The sequence below is a fragment of the Hahella sp. HN01 genome, from assembly GCF_018986435.1.
Taxonomy (GTDB): domain Bacteria; phylum Pseudomonadota; class Gammaproteobacteria; order Pseudomonadales; family Oleiphilaceae; genus Hahella.
In genome coordinates this window covers 26,182-43,587 of sequence record NZ_JAHMIN010000040.1, presented here as the reverse complement: position 1 = coordinate 43,587, position 17,406 = coordinate 26,182, and the positions used below count along the sequence as shown (strand labels likewise).

The following is a 17,406-nucleotide window of genomic DNA, read 5'->3' as shown; positions in this document are numbered from 1 at the left end:
GATGCTTAGAACAACACGCGGCAGCGAATGGTGCCTTTGACGGACTTGAGTTTTTGCAGCGCCAGATCGCTGTAATCCTTGTTCACGTCCACGACCACATAACCGACTTTATCGTTGGTCTGCAGGTACTGACCGCAGATGTTGATGCCGTTGTCGGAGAACACGCTGTTGATCTCGGACAGCACGCCCGGCACGTTTTCGTGGATGTGCAGCAAGCGATGGTTCTGCGGATGCGAAGGCAGAGACACTTCCGGGAAGTTGACGGATGTTACGGTGGCGCCGGTGTCGCTGTACTTGGCCAGCTTCTCGCCGACTTCGCGACCGATGTTTTCCTGGGCTTCCATGGTGCTGCCGCCGACATGAGGCGTCAGAATGACGTTGTCGAACTCGCGCAGGGGAGAGACGAACTCTTCGTCATTGGAGCGAGGCTCCACCGGGAATACGTCGATCGCGGCGCCGAGCAGCTTCTTGGCGCGCAACGCGTCCGCCAGGGCGTCGATATCCACCACAGTGCCGCGGGAAGCGTTGATGAAGATGCTCTTGTCCTTCATCGCCTCGAATTCCGCTGCGCCCATCATGTCTTTGGTGCTGTGAGTTTCCGGCACGTGCAGCGTGACGATGTCGCTGATGGCCAGCAACTCTTTCAGGCTGTCCACTTGTGTGGCGTTGCCCAGGGGCAGTTTGGTGGAAACGTCGTAGAAGTAGACTTTCATCCCCATGGCTTCCGCCATGATGCTCAACTGCGCGCCGATGCTGCCGTAACCGACAATGCCCAGGTTTTTGCCGCGAATTTCATAGCTGTCCTTCGCGTGTTTCAACCAGCCGCCGCGGTGCGCCGACGCGTTTTTCTCAGGAATGCCGCGCAGCAGCAGAATGGCTTCCGCCAGCACCAGTTCGGCGACAGAGCGGGTATTGGAGTAGGGGGCGTTGAAGACGGCGACGCCTTTCGCCAGCGCTGCGTCAAGGTCGACCTGATTGGTTCCGATACAGAAACAGCCGATCGCAATCAGCTTTTTCGCTTCTTCCAGCACGCTTTCAGTGAGCTGGGTGCGGGAGCGTATTCCGATGAAGTGAGCGTCAGCGATGCGTTCTTTCAGTTCCTGTTCGGGCAGGGAGCCCTTGTGATACTCGATATTGGTGTAGCCAGCCGCTTGCAGGGTGTCTATCGCAGACTGGTGCACACCTTCGAGAAGAAGGAACTTGATCTTGCTCTTGTCTAAGGACGTCTGTGTCATATCGGTTCGGACCTTTTGTGTAATCGCACTTATTTCCGCCGCTAAGTTCTTAAACAGAAAGGCTTCCCGGGCCGCCTCCATCGTTATTCTATTTTTCAGGCTGGGAACGGCGCCGACAAACTCCGCCACTGGCGCTTAGCATTTTGGGCTCTGCTGTTGGTGACCAAACCCCGGATTCAGACATAAATCGCATCAGGGATCTACAGCGCAGGGCGCGTATGATACCATAATCGCCGCTTTTTGAACTCGCATATTCATATAAATCGCCGGTTGACCGATGTCTCTCCACGGCATGTGGGAAAAGGCTGCGCGCGCAGTGGCGGCGCGGTTTTCCGGACGCTGATTACAAGGTGTTGTTGAGAAATCCTATGAGTAAGGTTGCGGCGGAACAGATCGTTGAGAGGCTTAAGGCCATTGTCGTCTCCGGCAAAGTGTTGACGGACGCGGATTCCTTGCAGGCGTACGGCAAGGACTGGACCAAAAAATACGAGCCCGATCCCGTGGCTGTCGTGTTGCCCAAAACCACGGAAGAAGTGCAGGCGATAGTGCTGGCGGCCAATGAAATGGGCTTCGCCCTGGTGCCGTCAGGCGGCCGCACGGGGCTGAGCGCCGGCGCGGTGGCGGCCTCCGGTGAGGTGGTGGTGGCGTTCGACGCCATGAACAAGGTCAGCGACTTCAATCCCGCCGACCGTACTGTCGTCTGTCAGGCCGGAGTCATTACCGAGCAACTGCAGAGCTTCGCCGAGGAGCAGGGACTGTTTTACCCGGTGGATTTCGCCTCCGCCGGCTCCAGCCAGATCGGCGGCAACCTGTCCACCAACGCCGGCGGCATCAAGGTGATCCGCTGGGGCATGAGCCGCGATTGGGTGGCCGGCCTGAAAGTGGTCACCGGCAAGGGCGATATTCTCGAACTCAACAAAGGTCTGGCCAAGAACAACACCGGCTATGATCTGCGCCATCTGTTTATTGGCGCCGAAGGCACTTTGGGCTTTATCACCGAAGCCACCATGAAGCTGACCCGTCAGCCTAAAAACCTCACGGTGCTGGTGCTCGGCCTGAGCCACTTCAATCACGTGATGGATGTATTGCAGGCGTTCTCCCGCCGCATCGACCTGACCGCATTCGAATTTTTCTCCGACAAAGCGTTGCGCCATGTGCTGGCTAACGGTGATGTGACGGCTCCTTTCGAAGGGGAAGCGCCGTTTTACGCATTGCTGGAGTTTGAATCGCTGACGGAAGAAACCCTGGAAGAAGCCATGGGCGTTTTCGAAGAGTGCATGGAAAACGGCTGGGTGGTGGATGGCGTCATCAGCCAGAGCGAAACCCAGGCTAAGAATCTGTGGCGTCTGCGTGAAGATATTTCCGAAACCATTTCCAAGTTCACGCCTTACAAGAACGATATTTCTGTCGTTCCCAGCAAGGTGCCTGAATTCCTGACTGAAATCGACGACATCGTCGCCAGTCGTTACCCGGATTTCGAGATCATCTGGTTCGGCCACATCGGCGACGGCAACCTGCACTTGAATATTCTGAAGCCGGAAGGTCTGGCTAAAGAAGAGTTCTTCGCGAAGTGTGAAGAAGTGAACACCCAGGTGTTTGAAACGGTGCAGCGCCATCAAGGCAGCGTTTCCGCCGAGCATGGCGTGGGCTTGCTGAAAAAGGACTATCTGCAATACACCCGCGCTCCGGAAGAAATCGCTTACCTGAAGGCGATCAAGGTGGCGTTTGATCCCAACAATGTGATGAACCCCGGCAAAGTGCTGGATATCTAAACGGGAAAACGGAGCGTTTGCTATGGTCAAGGCGCGTTTTATTGGCGGCGGCGATTTTGAGAGTCAGATCGGTAAAGTGGTGTGCGTAGGACGTAATTACGCCGAGCACGCCCGGGAGTTAAACAACCCGGTGCCGACCACGCCCATTCTGTTCATCAAGCCGAGTACTGCGGTGGTGGAGATGCGGGGTCCCCTGGTTATTCCGGAGGGGGATGTGCACTATGAAACGGAAATCGCCCTGCTTATCGGCAAACCGTTGAAAAACGCGACCCCACAGGAGGCGCGCAGCGCCGTCATCGGCGTTGGCCTGGCTCTGGATCTGACCCGACGCGACCTGCAATCCGCTCTGAAGGAAAAAGGCCTCCCCTGGGAAATCGCCAAGAGCTTTGACGGCGCCTGCCCGTTGTCGGATTTCGTTTCCGTGACGGCGGAGGACGACCTCGCCGACCTGAATTTCAGCATGTATCTGAACGGCGAGCTGCGTCAGGATGGCAAAGCGTCGGACATGATCACCGCAATAGCGCCTCTCCTGGCCTATATGTCCTCGCATTTCACACTGATGCCTGGCGATGTGGCGCTTACCGGCACGCCGGCCGGCGTCGGTCGTCTGCAATCCGGCGACCGCGTGGAGCTGTCTTTGTCCCTTGGTCTGGATGTCGCCACTACCGTCGCTTGATAGGAAAGGGCGCGCTGCGCCCGTTCCTTTTCCTGTTCTCTTCGCTCTCCGTAAACCGATTCCTCTTTTACGCCAGAACCCCGGCGCAGCTTGACTCCGCTCACAGTGTCGCCGCGCCTGCAACAACATATTACAGTTGCGCCGGTTAAGCCTTCATGCGCCGTCTATACTTAGTTGGTTACGCACCAAAAAAATAAATTTGTAGAGGTTGGTCATGAAGTTACCTACGTCATTGCGCTTGTTAATGACCATTAAGGCGCGCGTTATCCTGTTGTTCCTGGTCTTTATTCTTATCTCGGCGACGTCATCCTATTTTTTGAATCTCCGCATCAGCGAAATATCCGACACGGTCTCTGTGCAGTTGCAAAGCATTGACGCGCAGAACGAGTTGGTGCGTGAGCAGAACCAGTTGATGGGGGAGCAGCAGAAAATCTATGACAGGGTGGCGGCGATTACCCAGGCGCAGTTGTTGTTGAGCGAGTTGCAGTACTGGTTTTTCCACGCCTCTCTGGCGGCGGACCGCAATTCATTGAGCCTGGGCGAAACCACCTACGGTCGGGTTAAAAAAATGCTGGCGGATCTGGCTGCGAATGATCCCGAGCGAGAGGAGCGTTTCAAAAAGATTCAGGATGCGTTGGACCGGTATCAGGGCTTCGCAGTGAGAATGTTCGGGTTCTACGAGGAGCGCTCCATGAGCATGGGTAAGTCCATGAGCGAACGGGCGCGGGGCGAGGCCATTAAATTCATCACTATGCTGAACCAGATTCGCGGCGAGTACGAGATGGCGCAGAAAACCTCGGCGGAAGGCGTGGCGTCGGCGGCCGATAAGGTCGCGCATCAGGGCAGTCTGGTGCAGGAGGGCGCCTTGTCGATTGGCGGCGCCGTAGAAGATGCGCGTCGGGCGAGTCTGGTCGGGCTTGGTTTTATGGTGATCTCCTGTCTGTTATTGGGCGCTTTCTTCATCTGGTCGGTCGTGCGCCCGGTGCGCAAAGTGACTCGGGTGATTTCCGACATCGAAGCGCAGAATGATCTGACCCGCACCATCGATTATGACAACTCAGATGAATTGCAGGATATCACTGAGGCCCTTGACCGTATGCTGCTCAAATTCCGCAGCCTGATCAGCGATGTCGGCAAGGCGACCGAAGTGTTGCAGGGCGTGGCGGCGGAAGGGGCTGACGGCAGTTTGAAACTGGCGGACCAAGTCAATCAGCAACAGGCGGAAACCTCCATGGTGGCGGCGGCGACCAACGAGATGACCGCGACGGCAAAAGGCATTCAGGAGACGACGGACAGCGCCGCGCATATTGCGGAAGAGGTGACCGACCTCACAGAAGCGGGACGCAGTGCGATGGCGGCGTCGGTGCGCTCAATCGAAGACCTTGCCAACCGCATTCAGAGCGCCAGCGAAGTCATTGGCAAACTGGCGCAGCGCACCGAGTCCATTGGCGGCGTGCTGGATGTGATTCGCGGCATTTCCGAGCAAACCAACTTGCTGGCGTTGAACGCGGCGATTGAAGCGGCTCGGGCCGGCGAGTTGGGGCGTGGTTTCGCGGTGGTGGCGGATGAGGTGCGGAGTCTGGCCAAGCGCACCAATGAATCGACCACGGAAATACAGGAAGTGGTGCAAAACCTTCAACGGGATGCGGAGAGCGCGGTAGGTGAAATCGGCGTCAGCCTGAACGAGAGCAAGCTCAGCGTGGCGAAGATCGATGACTGTCGCAAAGCCCTGGAGGCCATCTCCGACGCGGTGGCGCGTATGCATGAGCTGAATCATCAAGTGGCCCAGGCGACGGCGGAGCAGTGCGAAGCGGTGCAGAGCATTGACCGCAGCATTGATAACCTGAGCGGTCAAACCAATGAGATCAACGGATTGGCGGAAGCCACCACGGATATGTCATCAAGGTTAAACGAGGTCAGTAGCGATATCCGCACGGCGGTTGGACTCTTCAAGTTTTAAATCTTCGGCTCGACAACTCGACAGCTCGACAGAAAAAAGCGCAGGCGGATAATCCGCCTGCGCTTTTTTGTTTGCTGATCTTGTTAAGCGTTGGCTTAGAAGATCGTTTTGCTCATCAGATTAGAGAAGTCGCTTTCCGTACCGCTGGTGTCGATGGCGGTAATGGTGAAGTAGTGCGTGCCGGTTTCCAGGTTATCGAAGTAGTGATAGTACTGGCCGGCGGGCACGTTATAAGTCGCTTCCAGGGAGCCAGCGTCGTTAGTGACGTAGATGCGGTAGCCTGAGATGTCTTCCAGAGCTAGCGCGCTGCCGTCTTCGCGAGTAGTGGGCGGCTGCCAGAACATGTTGGCGGTTCTGTCTACGAACACAGTGACTTGCGCACTGTTGCTGACCACGGAGCCTGTGCTGTTGGAGACGATGACATCATAGATCCCCTGGTCGTCCATGGTGGCGGCGCTGATATCGTAGTAAGACTTAACCGCGTCTGGGATAGCCACGCCGTTCTTACGCCATTGGTAAGCCAGAGTTCCGCTGCCAGTGGCGGAGACGTTCAACGTGGTCAGGTTGTTGACTGACACGTACTGAGACATCGGTTGGAAAGTAATGTTGATGTCTACCGCTACGGTTTGTTGTTCCGTGGTGGCCGCGCTGCTGGTGGAGGTATCCGCAACAGTGGTGGTTGTGGAAGTGTCCGTAGCAGTAGAGCTGTCAGTGCTGGAAGTGCTAGTCGTAGACGTGTCAGTAGTAGAGCTACTTGTAGTAGAGGTGTCAGTAGTCGTGACGTCTGTGGTCTTTTTCCAGGAACCCTTAGTGCTGACTTGTGTGTCGTTAGAGCGCTTCCAGGAAGCGGCTTCCGCCATGGGAGCCAGTTGGGCCAACAGGCCGCTAGCCAGAATGACGCTGAAAACTTTTGCTGTAAATTTGGTAGTAGTAGTCATGTTGTTATTCCCCAGATGAATGGTGATTCGTAACTGATGGGGCCATTCTACGGATTAATTTTTAGTCAAAAGTTGTAAAACGCACATAAAATGTACAAAAATGCGTCAAAAAATTGGCTATTTTTTGAACTGAGAAATAGTCCATTTGGGATATGTGAACTAATTGGGACAAAGGCGCCGATTAGTTCACGGGGACAAAGAACGCGAAGAGGAAGGAACGGAAAAAATTGAGGGTATTATTCGATGAAAGTCGCTTGCCGGCGTTTTTTTATCTTTCGGTGAAGGGCCCTATTGGGGGATTTGAGCGCCAAGAAAGTCCAAAAAAGCCCGAATAGCCGGCCGCATGTAGTGGTTATCAATGTAGACCGCATAAATCTCGGCGCTTTTTTCCGCATAGAGCGAGGCGTCCCATTGCGGCAGCAACTGCAGTAAACGTCCTTCATCTATATAGGGCTGCATCGACCATTGTGTGAGCAGCGTGACCCCCGCGCCTTGTAGCGCGCATTCCAGTAGCGGCGTGCCGCCGGCGGAGCGGATGGAGCCTTGCACCTGCACGCGACGATACTCCTGGCCCTTGCGAAAGTGCCACCAGGCCTGACGGCGTCCGCGACTGATCAGTAGACAGTTATGTTGCGCCAGTTCGTCGGGTGTTTGTGGTGAGCCAAACCTTTGCACGTACTCCGGGCTGGCGCATAACAGTGTGCGGCCGTCGGTCAATTTCTTGGCTTTAAGCCGTGAGTCTTCCGGCGGGCCGATGCGTATGGCGATGTCCACGGCGTCCCGATACAGATCCACCATCTGATTTTCCAGCTCAATGTCGATGCTGACTTTGGGATAAAGCGCGAGGAATTGCGGCAGCAGGGGAGCGATGCGTAATCTGCCGTAGCTATCGAACACTGAAATGCGCAAGCGGCCCTCTGGTTCGCTGTGCTGTTGGCGTAAGGATGCAATGGTGTCGTCGACCAGCGCGAGAATGTCTTCCGCACGCTTGAGGAAAAAGTGGCCTTCATCACTGAGAATAAGCTGTCTCGTCGTGCGCTGGAAAAGCTTGGTCTGCAGCTTGGCCTCCAGATTGTCGATTTGCCGGGAGACGGATGAGGGAGATAACACCAGCGCCTTGCCGGCGGCGGAGAAGCTGCCGCATTCACAGCATTTGATGAAGGTTTTGAGTTCGTCGAGCATAGGTGTATTTTACCGTTGACGGAAAATGGTCGGCTTTGCAATTTATGCAAAACAGATTTGATTATAGGTCTTATTCCTAAGTTTTTTGCATAGATTGATAATGCCCATGGCTAAAGCCGATATCGTTAACTAATAGAAGGAACATGATGATGAGCACTCGTATCGCCCTGGCTGAAATCCCCAAACCCCTGTACGCCGCGATGATGGCGGTGGAAAGCTACGTACGCGGAACCGGTCTCGCAGAAGAGTTGCTGGAACTGGTGCGCCTGCGGGCGTCGCAGATTAACGGCTGCGCTTACTGTGTCGACATGCACTATAAGGATGCGGTGGCGGCTGGCGTCGACCCTTTGAAGTTGAACGCTGTCGCAGTGTGGCGGGAAATGGCTTGCTTTGATGACAAGGAGCGGGCGGCGCTGGCGCTGACAGAGACATTGACTCTGGTGGCGGAGCAGAAAGTGGAGGACGCCTTGATGGAAAAAGTGATCGGCCTGTTTGGGCATGCGCAGGCGGCGAACCTTGCTCTGGCTATCGCGCAGATCAACAGTTGGAACCGCCTGGCGAAGTCTTTTGCATATACTCCCGGTGATTATCAGGTAGGGCAGTACTCTTAAGCGTCCTGCGACACTGGCCTTATCCAGACCTGCGCGGCGGGGGCGTTGGCTCCTTCCGCGGCTTTCTCCTCCCGCTCTCTATCTCGATTCACAGCCATGCCTCCTTCTATTTATATAGCTATATAGGTTTACATCGGTGATACGCAGATTTGCACTGGACCTTTCTGCGGCGGCAGTTTAATCCTTACGCCCGATTACCTGGGCCGTAATTTTGCTAGTAATCTTTTGCACATGATTATCTACGTATTTTCACGTAAAATGACGCGCTCTTCGCCTGCTTCGGAACGGATGGGGACCCGTAATGAAGCGTCTGCGGCGGCTTTTGCGGCATCATGTCGCACAGGTCTGTCGATGCGCGAAGGGATTCAGGAAACCACAAGAGAGTGTGTTGAGGCTTACTATGACAGATAGAGTACAAGTAGGCGGCTTACAGGTCGCTAAGGTTCTGTACGACTTCGTGAATGAAAAAGCGATCCCCGGAACTGGCGTTTCTGCGGATAAGTTCTGGTCCGAGCTGGAAGCCGTCATCAATGAAATGGCTCCCAGAAACAAGGCGTTATTGAAAAAACGCGATGAGCTGCAGGCGCAGATCGACGCCTGGCACCGCGAGAACCCAGGTAAGGTCGATCTGTCGGCCTATAAAACATTTCTACAAGACATCGGTTATCTGGCGCCGGAAGCGGAAGACTTCCAGATCGCCACCGCCAATGTGGACCCGGAAATCGCCACCATGGCCGGTCCGCAGTTGGTTGTGCCGGTGATGAACGCCCGCTTCGCTCTGAATGCCGCTAATGCCCGCTGGGGCAGCCTGTACGATGCGTTGTACGGCACCGATGTCATCTCTGAGGAAAACGGCGCGGAAAAGGGCAAAGGCTATAATCCGGTGCGCGGCGCCATGGTCATCGAGTTCGCCCGTAAGTTTCTCGACGAAGCCGCTCCTTTGGCCTCCGGCAGTCACAAAGACGCCATCGGCTACAGCGTGGAGAACGGACGTCTGGCGGTGAAACTGCAGTCCGGCTCCAGCGTCGGCCTGTTGGATGAAAGCAAGTTGGCCGGCTACGTCGGCGAACCCTCCGCGCCTAAAGGCCTTCTGCTGCAAAACAATGGATTGCGCTTCGAGATACAGATTGATGCAAGCAGCCCTATCGGCAAAACCGATCCCGCTGGCGTCAAAGATGTCCTGATGGAAGCTGCGTTAACCACTATTCAGGACTGTGAAGATTCTGTGGCCGCGGTGGACGCGGAAGACAAAGTAGTGGCGTACGGCAACTGGCTGGGTCTGATGAAAGGCGACCTGGCGGAAACCTTCGACAAGGGCGGCAAACCCGTTACTCGTACGTTGCACGCTGACCGCGAATACATCGCCCCGAATGGCGAGCGTTTCAGTCTGCCAGGACGCAGCCTGTTGTTCGTGCGCAACGTCGGCCACTTGATGACGATCGACGCCGTGCTCGACAGCAATGGCGAAGAAATTCCGGAAGGCATCCTGGACGGAATGATGACGTCGCTGATCGCCATTCACGATCTGAAAGGCGAAGGTCCTTTACGCAACAGCAAGACCGGCAGCGTCTATATCGTAAAACCGAAGATGCATGGCCCGGAAGAAGTGACGTTCACCAACGACCTGTTCGCTCGCATCGAAGATGCGCTGGGACTGCCGCGCTTCACTCTGAAAGTCGGCATCATGGACGAAGAGCGCCGCACCACTATCAATCTGAAGGCGTGCATCAAAGCGGCGGCGGACCGGGTGGTGTTCATCAATACTGGGTTCCTGGATCGCACGGGCGATGAAATTCACACCAGTATGGAAGCCGGTCCAGTCGTGCGTAAGGCGGCGATGAAACAGCAACCCTGGATCAACGCCTATGAAGACTGGAACGTGGATACTGGTCTGGCGGTAGGTCTGAAAGGTAAGGCGCAGATCGGCAAAGGCATGTGGCCGATTCCCGATGAAATGGCGCAAATGCTTCAAGCCAAGATTGGTCATCCGCAGGCGGGCGCCAATTGCGCCTGGGTGCCGTCACCCACGGCGGCGACCTTGCATGCGCTGCACTACCATAAGGTGAACGTGGCGGCGCGTCAGGAGGAGCTTGCTTCCCGTACGCGTGCGTCTCTGGACGATATCCTGACCATTCCATTGCTGGGCGATCAGACTTTGTCCGCGCAGGATATTCAGCAGGAGCTGGATAACAATGCGCAGGGCATTTTGGGCTATGTGGTGCGCTGGGTCGATCAGGGCGTGGGATGTTCGAAGGTGCCTGACATCAATGATGTGGGGCTGATGGAAGACCGCGCCACGTTGCGGATTTCCAGTCAGCATATCGCCAACTGGCTGCGTCATGGCGTTTGCTCGAAAGAGCAGGTGCTGGAAACCATGCAGCGCATGGCGGCGATTGTAGACCGTCAGAATGCAGGCGACCCCAGTTACCGCAATATGGCGCCAAACTTTGACGACAGTGTGGCGTTTCAAGCCGCCTGCGACCTGGTGCTGAAAGGATGCGAGCAGCCCAACGGTTACACCGAGCCGTTGCTGCATGCCTATCGTCGCAAGGCGAAAGCCAAATTCGGCGGTTGATCCCGTAACGCTGAACGCAAAACGCCCGGCCTGAAGCCGGGCGTTTTCGTTTTCAGGCCAAGAGGCCGGCTAAGCGCCTCTTGCGACCAGCCTTAGGTGACGGAGCCCACCGCCAGCAACGGCGATGCGTCGATATCGGTGGCGTCCATCATGTCCGCGACTTTGGCGAGGCTGGCCAGGATCAGATATTGCTCCCACTCCGGCAGGTTGTCGAAGCGGGAGGTGAACAGCTCCTGCAGCGGCCGAGGCGCGCCCGCCAGTACTTCTTTGCCTTCATCCGTCAGCACCAGATAAATGCGACGCTTGTCTACCGAGTCGCGAATACGCGCCACCAGATTTTTCTTTTCCAGGCGGTCAACGATACTGGTGACCGTCGCCTGGCTCAGACTGATGTTCTGCGCGACCTGGCTCATCGTTGTGTTTCGTGAGTCGCCGATAGAGCGAAGAATTAGTAACTGCGGCGCGGTGAGTCCGGTTTCTTTGCCCAATTGCTTGGAGCGGAGGTCCGCTGCACGAATAATCCTTCGTATCAGGACCAATACTTCATCGTGTCGAGTCATGGGTAAATTACATCAATGGAAAAACTCATATTATCCTTCATACTTGTTGGGCTATCCACCTTTTAATTTGTGACATAAATATTACATGACAAAATTTTAAAATAGCCTAAAAACAGATGTGTAGGAGGTTTCGTGTCATTTTTTTACTTTGTTGTCAAAGTAAATGTGTGCTAATATTGATCAGCTATATGTATGAACAAACCAAGGAGTTCTTATGTGTGGCATATGCGGAGAGATCCGCTTCGACAACCACTCGCCCGATTTAAATTTCATCCGTCACGCCAACGACATTCAAACCCCCCGCGGCCCGGACGCCGAAGGCGTCTTCGTCCAGAACAATATCGCATTCGGCCACCGGCGCCTGAAAATCATGGACCTTTCCGATGCGTCTCAGCAGCCGCTGTACGACCCTGCGTTAGGGTTGGCGCTGGTGTTCAATGGCGCTATCTACAATCACCGGGAATTGCGCGCTGAATTGGAAGGTCGGGGTTATACATTTTATTCTGACGGCGATACGGAAGTGGTGTTGAAGGCCTATCATGCATGGGGCAAGGATTGCCTGACCCGGTTCAACGGCATGTTTGCGCTGGCTGTCTGGGAGCGCGACAGCGGTAAAACGATGCTGGCCCGCGACCGTCTTGGCATCAAGCCGCTGTATTTTCAACATGACGCCAAAGCGCTGCGTTTCTCCTCATTTATGCCGGCGCTGGCTAAAGCGTCGGACTTCAACGCGCGGATCAACCCCAAAGCGTTGAATATGTATCTCAACTTCCACTCCGTCATACCGGCGCCTGATACGATTTTTGAAGGTATCTACAAAGTGCAGCCGGGAACCTGGATGGAGCTAGATAAAACCGGAAACATCAACACGGGCAGCTACTGGAGTCTTGCTTTCGGCATGCAGCCTGGCGACGAGGCGCTGACCGCGGATGATTGGCGCGATCGTCTACTGGAAGCCTTGTTCGCGTCCGTGCGCCGTCGCAATAACGCGGCGGTTGAGGTCGGCGTGCTGCTCTCCGGCGGCGTCGACAGCAGTCTGCTGGTCGGATTGCTGGCGGAAGTGGTTCCGGACGGATTTCAGACTTTCTCCATCGGCTTTGAAGCGGTTGGCGGGGAAGAAGGGGACGAGTTCCACTATTCCGATATCATCGCCAATCATTTCGGCACTCGTCATCACAAAATTCAGATCGCCTCGGACCGCATGTTTTCGGCCTTGCCGAAAGCGATCGACGCGATGTCGGAACCGATGGTCAGCCACGACTGCGTGGCGTTTTATCTGTTGTCCCAGGAAGTCAGCAAGTACTGTCGCGTGGTGCAGAGCGGGCAGGGCGCCGACGAGGTGTTCGGCGGCTATCACTGGTATCCGCCGCTGGTGGGCGCGCAAGATCCCTACGCCTGTTATCGCGAAGCGTTTTTTGACCGCAGTTACGAGGAATACAAGCAGACAGTGCAGCCTCGCTGGATAGCGCCGGATTACGCTGGCGAGTTCGTCAAGCAGCACTTCCTGCGTCCCGGCGCCAATGACCCGGTGGACAAGGCGTTGCGTCTGGATATGAGCGTCATGTTGGTGGACGACCCGGTGAAGCGGGTGGATAACATGACAATGTCCGCCGGCTTGGAGGCGCGGGTGCCGTTCCTTGATCACGAGCTGGTGGAGCTGGCCGCGCGTATTCCATCGCCATTGAAGGTGAGAGATGAAGGCAAATGGATTTTGAAGGAAGCCGCGCGCCGCGTTATTCCTTCTCAAGTGATCGACCGCCCCAAAGGCTATTTTCCGGTGCCTGCGCTGAAGTATCTGCGTGGGACCATTCTGGAGTGGGTGAAGGAAGCCCTGTCCACGCAAAGCGCACGGGAGCGCGGCCTGTTTGATCAGGCGTATGTGGACAACCTGTTGTTGTCGCCCGATATGCACATTACGCCGTTGCGCGGCTCCAAACTCTGGCAGCTTGGCCTGCTGGAGCTTTGGCTGCAGCGCCACAATTTATAACGGTAAGCATTATTCAGCCGTGAAGCCCGCAGCGTCTCACCGGCGCTGCGTTAAGCAACCTCAGGCACGAAAAGGTTACATCAATATGGCTATTACACCCCGCCATCATCATGAAAGGATGTTGCGCAAACAAATGCCGTCATACGAATCCATGCAGGCGGAACATATACGCGCCGACGCGGACGTGGACGCTCCCAGGAATGTGAGCGTTCACTGCGGCTGGGGGCGACTGCTGCTGGCGAATACATTCGAAAGCCCGAAAGAACTGGCGAAGAGTCTGGCGGAAGAGTCCTCCGGCGATCGCGATATCGCGCTCTACGTCGCGGACCCGCATGTGGTGCTGAGTCATGCGCCGCAGTCGCTGTTTCTGGACCCCTCCGACACCATGCGCTTGTGGATGAGTCAGTATCGTCCACGCACTCGCGCTCTGCCGGGCGTCACGGTCAGACGAGCCAGCAGCACGGCGGACGTGGAAGCGCTGAATGCGATTTTCACCCAGAGAAAAATGGTCTGCGCACCTGTGGATCATGTGCTCGCGCATCGTCATTCCAAAGATGTCGTCTATCTGGTGGCGGAGGCGTTGGGCAGCGGCAAGATCATCGGCACCGTAATGGGCGTGAACCACATCAAGGCCTTTGGCGACCCCAGCAAGGGCTCCAGTCTGTGGTGTCTGGCGGTGTCTCCGGACAGTAAGACGCCGGGCGTCGGCGAAGCGCTGGTGCGCTATCTGGCGGAATACTTTCAGACGCGGGAATGCCAGTACATGGACCTTAGCGTGCTGCATGACAATTATGAAGCCAAGGCGCTATACGAAAAGCTCGGGTTTCAGGCGATACGCACCTTTGCGCTCAAAAAGAAAAACGCCATCAATGAGAAGTTGTTTGTTGGACCGGAGCCGTCCGCGAAGCTGAATCCTTACGCGAAAATCATCGTTAACGAGGCCATGCGCAGAGGCATTGAGGTGGTGATTGATGATGAGGTCAACAACCTGTTCACCTTGAGCTTCGGCGGTCGTCGCATACGTTGCCATGAGTCTCTCACCGACATGACGACGGCGCTGACCATGTCCCTGTGCCAGAACAAGATGCTGACGCATCGCACCTGCGCCCGCGCTGGTCTGCGCACGCCGATTTATCAACTGTATCACTCGCGGGAGCAGGCGGAAGAGTTTCTCGCCGATCACGGAGCGGTGGTGGTGAAGCCACTGGATAGTGAGCAGGGTAAAGGCATCTCCGTGGATATCCGCAATGTGGACGACCTGCATGCCGCGATCAGCAAAGCAGAAAGCGTTTCCTCATCGGTATTGCTGGAGACTTATCATCCCGGATTCGATCTGCGGGTGGTGGTGATCGACTTCGACACGGTGGCGGCGGCGATTCGTCGCCCGGCGGAGATCTACGGCAACGGACGCGATTCCATTCGCACGCTGGTGGAAAAACAAAGCCGTCGTCGCGCCGCGGCGACGGGGGGAGAGAGCCAGATCCCCATAGATGCGGAAACCGAACGCTGTATTCGCGAGGCGGGCTATGACTGGGACAGCGTGTTGCCCGTGGAAGCACACCTGTTTGTGCGGCGCACCGCTAATCTACATACCGGCGGTACGCTGATTGACGTCACCGACGATCTGCATCCCGAACTGCGCGCGGCGGCGGAAGAGGCCGCCAGAGCGCTGCAAATTCCGGTGGTGGGCATGGACTTCATCGTCAAGGACCACACCTCGCCGGATTACGTCATTATTGAAGCCAATGAACGCCCAGGGCTGGAGAATCACGCGCCCCAGCCGACGGCGCAACGTTTTATCGATTTGCTGTTCCCGCTGACGCGGAGCGTACGACATGCATCTTAGAGGCGAAGTTATGATAGAAGAGAAAGGCTATACCCTGGACTCTGAGTACCTCACCAAAGTATTGCTCGAATTGCTGGCCATTCCTTGTCCCACCGGCTTTACGGATGGGGCGGTTGTATACGTGTGCGAGCGTTTGAGCGAGCTGGGCATTGATTATGAGCTGACCCGGCGCGGCACCATCAAAGGGCGATTGCGGGGCAAACTGAATGCGCCGCAGCGGGCGGTGGTGACGCACCTGGACACCATCGGCGCGATGGTGCGTGAAATCAAGCCCAACGGCCGTTTGTGTCTGACTCCGGTGGGGCATTGGTCGAGCCGCTTCGCGGAAGGCTCGCGTGTGACTATCTTCAGCGACAGCGGCTGTTTCAGAGGATCGGTATTGCCTTTATATGCGGCGGGACACCGTTACAACGAGGAGGTGGATCGCCTTCCGGTGACCTGGGATCACGTGGAAATCCGCGTGGATGAATGCATTTACACCAAAGAAGACGCCCTCAGAATCGGTATCTGCGTGGGCGACTTTGTGGCTTTTGATCCCAATCCGGAATTTCTGCCCAATGGCTTTGTGGTTTCACGTCATTTGGACAACAAAGCGGGAACCGCCGCGTTGTTGACAGGGTTAAAAGCTATTGTTGATCACAATCTGCCGCTGGCCATGGATTGTCTGCCGATATTTACCCTGACAGAAGAAATCGGATCAGGGGTTGGGCATGCAATTGAGGCGGATGTCACTGAATTTGTCGGTATTGATATCGGCCCGGTGGCGGAGGGCCAGAACGCCAAAGAACATGGCGTCACCATTGCGATGAAAGACTCCTCGGGGCCATTCGACTGGCATTTGACCCGGCACCTGATTCATCTGTGTCAGGATCATCATATTCCCCATCAGCGCGATGTATTCCGCTACTACTACAGCGACGCGGTGTCGGCGGTGCAGGCGGGCCATGATATCCGCCATGCGCTGGTGACCTTCGGCACTGACGCCACCCATGGTTACGAACGCACCCATATTGACGCGCTGACTGCGATTTCCGATCTGGTGGTGCGCTACGCGCAAAGTGAGCCGGTGCGTCCTCATGACGCCCAGGCGAATATTCCCAAGGAGGATTTCCAGGATCAGATCACCTGGGACGAAATGCAGTTTGGCGGCACTGCCGTGCCGACGGTGAACGAAGTACTGGGCGAGCGCGAGAAAGGCGGCCGCAGTAAAAAGCAGATCGTGAAATAGGCGCTAAAAATTGCCTTTGAGCATATCGTCCATGTAGCCGTCGAAGACGCCGTCTTTATCCATTTCCTCCAGGCTGGCCGTCAGCAGGGAGGAAAGGCGTTCGCTGTCCGGGTGGGCGCGGGAAAATAGAATGAAGCCCTGCGTGGTGGTCAGCGGCTTGGCCAGGGTGGTCAGCAGGTCCGCCATGCCTGCGTCGAATTGTTCCCGCACAATGCGCCAGCCGGTCATTTCGTCAATGGGGAAGAGGTCAATGCGACGGCGCAGCAGCTTGCGGAAGTTAATGTCGTCGCGTGCAGTCTCCTCCAGCCCAAACACATTATTGCGCGCGGCGTTCCAGAACTCGTCGGAGTAGGTGTAGCCGATGGTGGCGCCGACGCGATAGGGTTTCAGGTCGGAGAGCTTGTTCCAATTGGGGATCGGATTGGACTTGAGGTGAAAGAACACCTCGTTATGCCAGGACACCGGCCCCACCTGATAAAACTCCGCGTTACGCTCTTCATTGAAAAACCAGAATGAGCTGGCGTGGACGCGCAAGTTGCGCACTTCCTCGTAAGCCCGTTTCCAGGGTAGATAGACAAACTCCACTTGAATGTTTTTGCGTTTGAAGGCTTCTCGCACCAGACGGTTGACGTAGCCGCCATAGCTGGACTTTTCGACGGTCCAGGGTGAATAGTCGCCGGTGCTGATAGTGATGGTTTCCGCCGCACTGCAGAAAGTCGCGGCGAGCGTCATGATGATGCAGCCCAGAAAAGTCGTTACACGTCTGTTCATAACATTCAACCCAGTACGCCGAGGTTATGGCGCGACTCGGAAGACTGCGCCCGGCCGCTGCGGGA

Annotated in this window: 13 protein-coding genes; 8 read left to right on the top strand and 5 right to left on the bottom strand. The window is 56.0% G+C overall.

The window, feature by feature from the left end:
* Positions 1-5: 5 nt before the first annotated feature.
* Positions 6-1,235 carry a phosphoglycerate dehydrogenase gene (gene serA, locus KP814_RS27335; RefSeq protein ID WP_127972858.1) on the bottom strand — a complete coding sequence of 410 codons (1,230 nt, stop codon included), beginning with the start codon at positions 1,233-1,235 and terminating at the stop codon, positions 6-8.
* A 368-nt stretch (positions 1,236-1,603) separates the two neighbouring features.
* Between serA and KP814_RS27330 the strand changes: the two genes are divergently transcribed.
* The 3 genes from KP814_RS27330 to KP814_RS27320 all read left to right on the top strand — a co-directional run bounded on the left by KP814_RS27330 (position 1,604) and on the right by KP814_RS27320 (position 5,643).
* Positions 1,604-3,007 (top strand): FAD-binding oxidoreductase, encoded by a 1,404-nt coding sequence (locus KP814_RS27330; RefSeq protein ID WP_216739758.1) that lies wholly within the window; start codon positions 1,604-1,606, stop codon positions 3,005-3,007.
* Between the two features lie 22 nt (positions 3,008-3,029).
* On the top strand, positions 3,030-3,683 hold the full coding sequence (locus tag KP814_RS27325) for a fumarylacetoacetate hydrolase family protein (protein ID WP_216739757.1): 654 nt from the start codon (positions 3,030-3,032) through the stop codon (positions 3,681-3,683).
* 214 nt (positions 3,684-3,897) lie between these two features.
* A complete protein-coding gene (locus tag KP814_RS27320; RefSeq protein ID WP_216739756.1) occupies positions 3,898-5,643 on the top strand; it encodes a methyl-accepting chemotaxis protein in 1,746 nt (581 codons plus the stop codon).
* Positions 5,644-5,738: 95 nt separating this feature from the next.
* On the opposite strand, the gene KP814_RS27315 is transcribed toward KP814_RS27320, so the two are convergent.
* Entirely contained in the window at positions 5,739-6,581 is an 843-nt protein-coding gene (locus KP814_RS27315; protein WP_216739755.1) for an immunoglobulin domain-containing protein, read from the bottom strand.
* A 288-nt stretch (positions 6,582-6,869) separates the two neighbouring features.
* The gene (locus tag KP814_RS27310; RefSeq protein ID WP_216739754.1) at positions 6,870-7,763 is read right to left on the bottom strand and encodes a LysR family transcriptional regulator; all 894 of its coding nucleotides are present in this window, start codon (positions 7,761-7,763) and stop codon (positions 6,870-6,872) included.
* Between the two features lie 149 nt (positions 7,764-7,912).
* Here KP814_RS27310 and KP814_RS27305 point away from each other — a divergent pair, with 149 nt between their 5' ends.
* Together KP814_RS27305 and KP814_RS27300 are read left to right on the top strand one after the other, a co-directional pair.
* The gene (locus KP814_RS27305) at positions 7,913-8,374 is read left to right on the top strand and encodes a carboxymuconolactone decarboxylase family protein (RefSeq protein WP_216739753.1); all 462 of its coding nucleotides are present in this window, start codon (positions 7,913-7,915) and stop codon (positions 8,372-8,374) included.
* Positions 8,375-8,774: 400 nt separating this feature from the next.
* Positions 8,775-10,949, top strand: coding sequence for a malate synthase G (locus KP814_RS27300; protein WP_216739752.1), 2,175 nt, complete (start codon positions 8,775-8,777; stop codon positions 10,947-10,949).
* 92 nt (positions 10,950-11,041) lie between these two features.
* On the opposite strand, the gene KP814_RS27295 is transcribed toward KP814_RS27300, so the two are convergent.
* Positions 11,042-11,509 (bottom strand): MarR family winged helix-turn-helix transcriptional regulator, encoded by a 468-nt coding sequence (locus KP814_RS27295; protein WP_127972851.1) that lies wholly within the window; start codon positions 11,507-11,509, stop codon positions 11,042-11,044.
* Positions 11,510-11,723: 214 nt separating this feature from the next.
* Between KP814_RS27295 and KP814_RS27290 the strand changes: the two genes are divergently transcribed.
* The 3 genes from KP814_RS27290 to KP814_RS27280 all read left to right on the top strand — a co-directional run bounded on the left by KP814_RS27290 (position 11,724) and on the right by KP814_RS27280 (position 16,570).
* On the top strand, positions 11,724-13,496 hold the full coding sequence (locus KP814_RS27290; RefSeq protein ID WP_216739751.1) for an N-acetylglutaminylglutamine amidotransferase: 1,773 nt from the start codon (positions 11,724-11,726) through the stop codon (positions 13,494-13,496).
* An 85-nt stretch (positions 13,497-13,581) separates the two neighbouring features.
* Entirely contained in the window at positions 13,582-15,342 is a 1,761-nt protein-coding gene (gene ngg / locus KP814_RS27285) for an N-acetylglutaminylglutamine synthetase (RefSeq protein WP_216739750.1), read from the top strand.
* 10 nt (positions 15,343-15,352) lie between these two features.
* Positions 15,353-16,570, top strand: coding sequence for an osmoprotectant NAGGN system M42 family peptidase (locus KP814_RS27280; RefSeq protein WP_216739749.1), 1,218 nt, complete (start codon positions 15,353-15,355; stop codon positions 16,568-16,570).
* 3 nt (positions 16,571-16,573) lie between these two features.
* Here KP814_RS27280 and KP814_RS27275 read toward each other — a convergent pair whose 3' ends face one another.
* Positions 16,574-17,341 (bottom strand): ABC transporter substrate-binding protein, encoded by a 768-nt coding sequence (locus KP814_RS27275; RefSeq protein WP_216739748.1) that lies wholly within the window; start codon positions 17,339-17,341, stop codon positions 16,574-16,576.
* Positions 17,342-17,406 lie beyond the last annotated feature (65 nt).